We start from the raw sequence: 8,466 nt of genomic DNA on the forward strand, positions 1-8,466 counted from the left end.
TTCCACTTCTACTATTCTGAGCTGAGGCGCTCTTTCGGTTTTTCCTTTCGATCGATGAACATTGCCTGTGTGATATCATCCCTGCGGAACAGCAATTCCAACCTCATTCCGCCGCAGGCGCTTACTTCAATCCCCAGATGCACATCTGCACCTTGTGGCCCAGCAGATGATTTCGATCAGGTGACGCGCATGAGGCAGATGTCCAAGACACGGGTCTTCTCCATGCCGGCGGCTGCCAAGCGGACTTGCAGTGTTTCCCGAGGCGAATTCATTGTCATCCGGCTGAGAGATCGACGGAAACGCGTCACGAGGGGACCTCACTCACTTCAAAACAAGCGGCTCAATCATACTGTTGGAGATAGCTCGGCTCGATCGACAAGCTGCGGCACCAATACCAAGCGGACATCACTCCGAACTCAGCGATCCAAACATCCAGCCGCCAGCCCTGCGGGCTTCCGAAGAGCACAACCATCAGAGCCCGCGACAACCGACTCTGGCGTGAGCGAAGGACGCATCGTAGTGACCGTTTGTCGGTAGCGCTAAGACGGCCAGATGATGCATCGGGGTGCGTGTGCAATCACCGATGTAGACTTGCAGACGTTCGGATCGTTCATATTCCATTGAGATCTGAGCCGCTTCCCACACGTGATCGTGTTCATAGGAATAGCGCCTATGGACGGCTGCGGGGCCCGGTCCTACCGCTGTGGTGATCACGACGTTGTTGTCGTCCGCCCAGTACCCGATCAGTACCCGGCCGCTCTCACTCGGGTACGAGCGGTCGGCCTCACCACGCAATGTGTCCAGCGATCGTGACGAGATCCACGCGGTTACGCTTTGCATGTGCAGTGGGCATGTCGGCTCAAGCTTTTGACGCTCCACGACGGCAATTTTACGCCAGCTTGCTCATCGAAAACTAGCGTGTGAACGGTAGTCGAGCTCTTCTCTATGCCTGCAGCGAGGAAGGCTGAAGCTACTCGCATCGCATGTAACGAGATTTCCCACAGATCATAAGACACCCCTGTAAAGGTTCGCTCCGAGCAGCCTGGCGGCTGCACGAGACCGGCTTCATCACCTATGCCTGGCGGCTTGGCAATTGAGCCGCCATCCCACGCATGTAGAAGACAAGCCGGACAACCTCCTTCCGGACCGAAAAGCACCACGACACCACCGGTGACCGGAGGCGACGCATGCATCGCCATCAGGGGACGGCCGCGCTGCGCAGTGAAATCGTGAAGAAACGCCATGTTCCAATACGCAGCCGTAGCGTCGATAACCAGGTCGGCTCGTTCGACTGCATCGGTCAAAGCGCGTTCATCCCTGAATGGATATTTTTGTGACTGGCCGCCCAGTTGATGCTTTGATGATATGGACATCGCAGTAAGGGAACTCGCTCTTGATGAAGGCATCCAAAGCCTCCACCTTCGACCGTCCCCAAGCACTCGCCCCCAATGGCCAGCGCACAGAGTTACCAGGCTCCATGATATCGGAATCGAGCAGTCTGAGCTCTTTGATTCCGTTGCGAGCCAGGTCAATAGCCACGGGAGCTCCGATCGCACCGGTACCGATGACACAAACCTTTTTATTGAACAGAGCAGATGCCTGCGGCGCTCTTGAAGTCAAATCAGAAGGACCAGCCCTCAACGTCCGAACCAGACCACCTGTGATGGGTTTGGGACCCTGAAAGCCCTTTTTGGTGCCGTGAGACAGAGCGAAAAGCCACCCATCTCCCCGTTGTTTCCACTCGAGTTCAGAAGGATACAGGAAAGCATTGAAGCGAAAGTGCCGCGTGGACAGAGGCGACAAACGAAAAGTGGAGAGGACGAAGTGATATCGCCGCCTATGAGGCTTCGCAGAGCGTCTTTGTTGTCGGGAAACGGCACCTTATCGAGACGCTCCCAAGGGATAGTCAGCTCACGGGCATTATCGCTCCCGGTAAACATGCGTAGTCGGCTATTCCATTCCGCAAGAACGGCATCATCTGCTGCGAAAACTCTGGTTATGTCCGCGCGCAGTCGAGGCGCATCCGCTTGGCAATCCTCGATCGTGTATTTGACCGTAAGCCACCCCGAGTCGATGCCCTTGGTCCAGAGATCCCAAGTCGTCTCGATCAAGCAAAATGGCAGATCCTCAATTGGCGCACCGTTCCACCACACCTCCGCCGGTTCGCCCTGGGGATCTTCATTCTCCTTTGCCTCCAGTGCATCGGCGAGCTTCTCGCGAAGCAGGGCCGGACCGTCAGACTTGAGGTCCATTGCCGACCATCCCTGCCGATAAGGCATATGGTGCCGTCCGGAGCTACGTGCCGTCGGCTGCGAAAAAGCGCTGGATCCCGCAGGAGTACCTGTGGCCGCAGGAAGGGATAGCTATCCGGATATACGGCCCTTAAAGAAAGAACGTCGCCCTCGTGAGGCCACTCGAAATTTAGGATAAGCCGGTGATCTTGCAACGCGTCGCTGTCAACGCGAGGCTCTACGTCTTCAGCCTCGAACGCATCGAGCTCTATCTGGAGCCGACCTGGAAAACGTAAATCCCACTGCGGAGTACACTCTTGGTACGAGGAACTTTCGTCCACTCGCCTCACCCCACGACGCGCGGCGGCGGTTTGGGAGGCTCCGGGGGGACCGGGCGGTTTGTGAGGTGGTGGAGGAGGACGGTGACCATGCCCATCCTCGTGGCCGTGATGCTTCTCGTGGCCGCCTTCACGGTGCTCCTGGTGAGAGCCGCCGTGCCCACCGCCCTTCTTTTCCTTCTCTGCCATTTTCGCTCCCTGCCTTCACCATTCAGCTAAGTACAGTTCTCGAGACATCAACTACGCCTCGATCATCGCACCCGCGAACGAGCCGCACTGATCGCGGATATAGAATCGCGGCGGCCCCTATTTCAAGGAGGGGCTAAATGGCTCTAAAGGCGGCCTGCGCGCCGAGCACTACATCACGATCACGCGCGCTGCGAGGGCAACGGCCTCGTCAAGGTGCCCTTAGTCGGACGGGTAAGCTGCGGCATACGCGCTATCATTTAAAGCTGGATTGACCTCGACCGACGGACGGAGCAGCGCGAAAGCCTCGGCCACGGCCTATCCGCAATTTGAGTATGCCAGGGGAGCGGCAGCGCGAATGTCCCGTCAACGGTTGGCTCAAACGGCTGGATGTGGACAACGGCATCCGCCTTGAGGCGCCATAGATGTGTGGATAGAGTTTGCCGTTGCCCGCGTCCTCGTATCGGATAGGAGGAATCACGCGTTCTGGATTGATGATGAGCAAAACAAGGCTGCGCCGGCCTCTTCCGCGTCCGTAAAGTCTAATCAACTCAACACCTCCTTCTAGACAACCACGTCGCAGCCAGCAAGCCATGCTAAGTGCGCCTTCCATGTGAATGTTTGCCCCTTGTCCGAAGTGCGGGCTCTCGATCGCCAGACCAATGCGAAGGTCAGCCATGCCTTCGGAGGCGGTGAGCCCCTCTCGGCATCTGTGTTCTTCAATGAGAAATGAGGCCGAGGCATAAGATATTCTTCACCTCTCTCGGCTTGGCGTCACTGAAAATCAGAAACTCCCGCTGGGCTGGCTCGCCGCTAGCACAAGCGAAGAAGCGGTTTGGTGAGATCCCATGAAAGGCACGTGAACGCAGAATTTAAGCGTCATTGCGAGCAACGCTGCATTAATCAATCTCGAAATGCCGCTAGCATGCAGGGTCAATTATATCCCTGTTCACGAGCCCAACTGTTCGGGACCAAAACAATGAGGCGTTAAACTCAGTTCAGCGAAGCGGCACAGGAGTAGGAAATGGCTAGATATTTCTACTGGCTTCACAGCACTCGCGCGCGCTGGGTCATCATTGCCATCGTCGTGCTTGCCGTCCTGGCCGTCGCCGCATTGAGCAGAGATGATTACGGGGGCGTTAGCAATGAGACGCCACCAGGCGTGCACATCCGTCGTTAGATAAGCACGCCGGGAGAGGTACTGATGACCAAGAAAGATTGCCCATGAGCCGCATGCCGCTAATGCCAGCCGAAAGCGACGCCAGCTACGATCACAACGACTAAGGTGCTCGGCCAAGCTTAGCCGCTCGGCCGACAATGTGTCATCGGCTGGAAAAATCCTGCGTCTTTATCGTCTTGTTCATCTCGTCAGTTAACTCGGCATAAGCTGACACGTCCGATCGCAGATCACCGCGAAGGAGATGACGATAAGCCGGTCTCCGTTATTAAAGCCCGCGCAATTGTCCAGAGCCGTATTCTCAGCGTGCGCCTCGCAACCCAGCCCCCTGTCTCAACAGCAGAGCTCAATGTCCTGGAGGCTCCCAGTCTCAACCTGATGGTCGCGTTTGCGGCCTCGTGTCCTGGTGAGCGGCATCAGCGTTCATGATGATTGAAACCCTACCCCATTCACCTTTGACAACGCTTCGCCTCGCTAGGAGCAAGTCGAGATGTCGGATCGTCCTCGTTGAGGTTTGCCGCCCAAAGGTGGATTTTACTTCTATCTCGATCTTGGCGAATGCAGCGACGCGCCAAGGCCCGTTGCCGGGAATTAAACGCCGATGATGCAGTTAAAGCGTCGCTGATGGACGCTGTGTTGCAACAGTTTGGGGCGCCCCCTTTGGCGACTACAGCATCGATCTCGGATTACCGTCGAACATTTCGGCCCGCGCATGAGTCGTATAGCAGTGAGGCCTATGTTCACGTTCCCGCTGCCGAAATGTTTGCTGTCCTCGGGGAGAGCGCCGATGACTCAATTCCCAAAGCCGTCCGGATCGCCGTTACATCGCCAATGACAGACGCGTGTTACAGGAGGGCTTGGCGCGCTTGACATCGATCTCTATGGTAGCGTTGAAGTGAAGTTCCTTCTCACACGACGTTCTAGGCCATGAGCGCGCCTTGACCTCCCACAAAGCAAGCCGCTGATGCAGCGAAGCAATCCCTCGTGCAGCAGAAGGAGAAAATAGATTACTTCGTCGCTCCGCTCCTCGCAATGATCAAGAGAGAGCGCAGCCGCGCTACGGCCGCATGAACATGAAATCCGTCGCGGGATCGCAATTATCGGCGACGAAGCGCAGCTCCGACTGAACGTCGGCGACCGGCCGGCTCTCGAGATATTTCGTGACCACACAACTAAGCAGCGCGCGGCAAACGCTGTCAGTCCCAAGACCTGCGCCCTCCGCCTCCGCAATGGCGGCGGAAAAATGACGTGTCGCGATTTCAGTCGCTGACATCCGTGCCTCCCAATTCTTTCAGATCACTCCTTATACCTAAAAGCGTCTACGCTGCCTTTGATCCTGGTCAACCAAGCTGGCTCGAGCTCGCTCGGCTACTATCCCCGATCCATCGGGGCGGAACGTCCCGCGGTCCCCGGCCAATCCAAGATAAGCGCGGGTGCCCAATAAGCTCTTCTCAAAGCGCTCCTCGGCAAATGCTTCCCGATACGAATGGGTTTGAATATACGGGTAACGAGTAGTCTGACACGCGTGCCTGTCCCGCAGCCTAGATCGACGTCGTTCCTCTTGTATGCAGCAGCGACGATGATGGGCCGACCGCGACCGTGAGACCCGGCGAACGGAGTTTACAATTTGAGCTTCGGTCAACTACCCACGTTGGTGATTGATCTAAATTACAGAAGCATGTCACTGATAGCTCAGTGAATGTCGGTCTGACAAACGTCACCTGCAGGTGTTCGGGATGCAGTATCAACCACAATCTGCCCTCGCCAACGGCCCTGAGCGACGCGCTTGGCTGCAGAAAAACTCCGGTCTCAGGTCTGCACCAACTGCCGGTCTCCTTGTTTCAAGTGGGCACATGATTGGCTTTCGGCGATCGCCGCGCGCCCAGCTTTTAAAAGTCTGTGGCCCTCTGGGACGCCAAGCCTGCATCCCTGGTTCCCGTGAAACCAAGGTCGCTTCGCAGACGTCGCACCCGACACGGGCTGAAGTCAGAAGAGCGGCACGAAAGCACGGCATTCGCTGATAACCCCAGGCCAGTTTAAGACGGACAGATAACTGTGAAAGCATCACACAAAAGCAGGCTGCCGGCTGGTATCGCGTCCCGGCTGCGGCTGCCCCTGATCGTCGCGCCCATGTTCTCTGTGTCCGGGGTCGATCTCGTGACTACCGTCTGTCGATCGGGAGCAATCGGCGCGTTTCCCACAGCCAACGCCCGATCGATTGACGAGCTCGATCATTGGCTAACTCGCATTGAGCATGATCTCGCTAAGCTGGATCGCCAAGCCGCGCCGCACTGCCCGAACCTCATCATCCGGCAGCCACGGTTCAAGGATGACCTTGCCTGTCTCGTGCGCCACAAGGCACAGATTGTGATCACCAGCATGGGGTCACCAGCTGCGGCGACCGAACCGCTGCACGAAATCGGGTGTCTCGTGTTCGCCGACGTCGCCTCGCTGCGTCATGCGGCAAAAGCCATCGAAGCCGGTGCGGACGGCTTGATTCTGCTTACCGCTGGGGCTGGGGGCCATACCGGGTGGGCCAATCCGTTTGCGTTTGTTCGTGCGGTGCGCACTATGTTCGATGGTCCCATTGTTTTAGCGGGTGGTATCGCTGACGGCGTTTCGCTCGCGGCGGCGCGTTTACTGGGGTGCGATCTCGCCTACATGGGTACTCGCTTTATTGCCACGCGGGAAAGCATGGCGAGCGATGCCTATCGTCAGATGTTGGTCGATAGCACGCTTGACGACGTGATGCTGACTAGAGCGTTCTCGGGCCTCAATGCCAACATGCTGCGGCCTTCGATTCTGGCTGCCGGTCTCGAACCGTCAAAACTTGACGAATCCGTGCCCGAGGCGCGAGCACAGCAACAATTTGCCGGCAATAATTCCGAAGGACCGCGCCGCTGGATCGACCTGTGGAGTGCTGGTCACTCCGTTTCGGGCGTGCGCTCAATCGTGGGGGCCGCCGAGCTCGTGGAGGAGATCGCCCGACAATACGAAGCAGCCTTGGCGACGGACTGACAAGGCTCGTAGGAGAAAAGTGAATATCCATCAGCGAAACGCCGTTCGCAGGCGCAGCGGCTGGCCTTATGACGGATCTACAAAACATCGCAAGTTTAGGTTCGTCAATCTCCAGAGTTTTCCAATACGCATTCTTGGAGCGAAGAGTTAGAAAATGTCAGTGAGGCGAGGCAAAACCGTTTCTATGGTTCGAGGCGGCACCTCGCAGGAAGCTTGAAGAATCTGGCCCTTGTGGATCGGATGAACTGACGCACGATGTTGCCTCTGTAGCCTCCAAGATTGTGCATCACCCACGATATCGCCGGGGCGAGCGGCGGCAGGAGAGCTGACGTCGTTGAAGGCTCTAGTTCGTGAACAACGCCGAGATATTCACTCACCAGCAACAAATCGAGCCTCTGAACTTTAACGCAGTAAATAGCCTAAAGCTGTTCTTATGAGACTCGCATCGCGCTGCACCCGGCATGCCAGGCTCGGCAGATACTCAAGTGACGCCCCCTGCAAACGACCCTGAACAGAGGCGGGAGGCATACTGTTTCGCAACGCGGAAGGATTATGAACGTGAAACGAACCGGACCTTCTTCTTCCAGTTCCGCAGCGTCGACCATCGTGTTTGTCGGAAGGAATCGCAGTGGCAACTGGGTTGCCCGTGAACGACACGGCTTTTTTGGCGGGCTTTTCGTGAGCCGTGCCGAAGCACTCAAGTACGCGCTATTGGAGAATGGCCGCCATCCAGAAGCCATCATCGAGCTGTCGGGCGAAATTGAACTCGAAATCCCGCCAAGACTCCCTTCATCGGAGGACTGATACATCGGCGCGTGGAAAACTGGGCGCGCCCGCTGCTGGCCCGGTATTTCTTTATGGCTGGCGAGGTTCGCCAAGCAATCTCTAGATCAACTTCCGCCGATCGGATTTGCCGACGAGGAGCTCATGGCTGTGGGATTCCAGACTAGGTGGATGCAGAGAACAAAGGTCGTCGTTTGGAGAGAGTGGCCGAGGCGACATCACAGTTGCACCCGAATCGTTCCGCCGCGGCTTCGCTGTCTTAAGGAAGATCGGCGGCCGCTAATTCGGCGCGTGGCGGGGTTATGGCAGCCATTTGCGATCACATCTTCCTGCAGTGCTTGAATCTCCTCAGCTGAACCTAACGACGCATCTTCGTGGCGGCACCTGAAGCGAACATCGGCCTAGGAGCAGCTCAGAGACGGTCTTAATGGGCGGAGCTAGCGTCAATGGTTCAGGACGGACTGCAGGAATGAGCGCGTGCGCTCAGATTCGGGATGGCTGAAGATCTTGTCAGGAGAGCCCTGCTCGATGATGCGGCCGGCATCGAAGACGACAATGCGGTCACAGACCTCGCGTGCGAAGCGCATCTCGTGGGTGACAATCAGAAGTGTCACCTTCGTCTCGTGGGCTACACCTCGGACCACGTCGAGAACTTCTCCAGCGAGTTCAGGGTCGAGCGCCGAGGTGATTTCGTCGAGCAGGAGTATCTCAGGTTTCAGGATTAGTGCCCGTG

Annotated in this window: 9 protein-coding genes and 1 pseudogene; 4 read left to right on the top strand and 6 right to left on the bottom strand. The window is 57.1% G+C overall.

Translation table 11 applies throughout. The features are described 5' to 3' along the window. Window positions 1-1,187: 1,187 nt before the first annotated feature. On the top strand, window positions 1,188-1,337 hold the full coding sequence (locus J6524_RS10310; protein WP_225670207.1) for a hypothetical protein: 150 nt from the start codon (window positions 1,188-1,190) through the stop codon (window positions 1,335-1,337). Here the strand turns inward: J6524_RS10310 and J6524_RS37920 are convergent. From J6524_RS37920 to J6524_RS37930, 4 genes and pseudogenes are all read right to left on the bottom strand, one after another. Next, on the bottom strand, window positions 1,312-1,641 hold the full coding sequence (locus J6524_RS37920) for a ThiF family adenylyltransferase (RefSeq protein WP_376712000.1): 330 nt from the start codon (window positions 1,639-1,641) through the stop codon (window positions 1,312-1,314). The two genes, J6524_RS10310 and J6524_RS37920, sit on opposite strands and share 26 nt — an antisense overlap. After that, the gene (locus J6524_RS10320; protein ID WP_225670255.1) at window positions 1,638-2,252 is read right to left on the bottom strand and encodes a hypothetical protein; all 615 of its coding nucleotides are present in this window, start codon (window positions 2,250-2,252) and stop codon (window positions 1,638-1,640) included. Before J6524_RS10320 ends, J6524_RS37920 begins: the two co-directional genes overlap by 4 nt. A 53-nt stretch (window positions 2,253-2,305) precedes the next feature. Next, window positions 2,306-2,446: pseudogene (locus J6524_RS37925) on the bottom strand (hypothetical protein); the annotation flags it as partial. Window positions 2,447-3,011: 565 nt separating this feature from the next. Further along, entirely contained in the window at window positions 3,012-3,434 is a 423-nt protein-coding gene (locus J6524_RS37930) for a DUF952 domain-containing protein (RefSeq protein ID WP_376712001.1), read from the bottom strand. Between the two features lie 345 nt (window positions 3,435-3,779). Between J6524_RS37930 and J6524_RS10340 the strand changes: the two genes are divergently transcribed. Then, a complete protein-coding gene (locus J6524_RS10340; protein ID WP_225670208.1) occupies window positions 3,780-3,935 on the top strand; it encodes a hypothetical protein in 156 nt (51 codons plus the stop codon). A 1,054-nt stretch (window positions 3,936-4,989) separates the two neighbouring features. Here J6524_RS10340 and J6524_RS10345 read toward each other — a convergent pair. Then, the gene (locus tag J6524_RS10345; protein ID WP_225670209.1) at window positions 4,990-5,205 is read right to left on the bottom strand and encodes a hypothetical protein; all 216 of its coding nucleotides are present in this window, start codon (window positions 5,203-5,205) and stop codon (window positions 4,990-4,992) included. Between the two features lie 857 nt (window positions 5,206-6,062). Between J6524_RS10345 and J6524_RS10350 the strand changes: the two genes are divergently transcribed. Then, window positions 6,063-6,950: an NAD(P)H-dependent flavin oxidoreductase gene (locus J6524_RS10350; RefSeq protein ID WP_225670249.1), complete on the top strand. Its 888-nt coding sequence runs from the start codon at window positions 6,063-6,065 to the stop codon at window positions 6,948-6,950. A gap of 552 nt (window positions 6,951-7,502) precedes the next feature. After that, a complete protein-coding gene (locus J6524_RS10355) occupies window positions 7,503-7,754 on the top strand; it encodes a hypothetical protein (protein WP_225670210.1) in 252 nt (83 codons plus the stop codon). Between the two features lie 422 nt (window positions 7,755-8,176). Here the strand turns inward: J6524_RS10355 and J6524_RS10360 are convergent. Then, window positions 8,177-8,466, bottom strand: a 290-nt coding sequence (locus J6524_RS10360; protein WP_512699563.1) for an ATP-binding cassette domain-containing protein, incomplete at its 5' end; no start/stop codon positions are given.

The organism is Bradyrhizobium hereditatis (assembly GCF_020329435.1).
Taxonomy (GTDB): Bacteria; Pseudomonadota; Alphaproteobacteria; order Rhizobiales; family Xanthobacteraceae; genus Bradyrhizobium; species Bradyrhizobium hereditatis.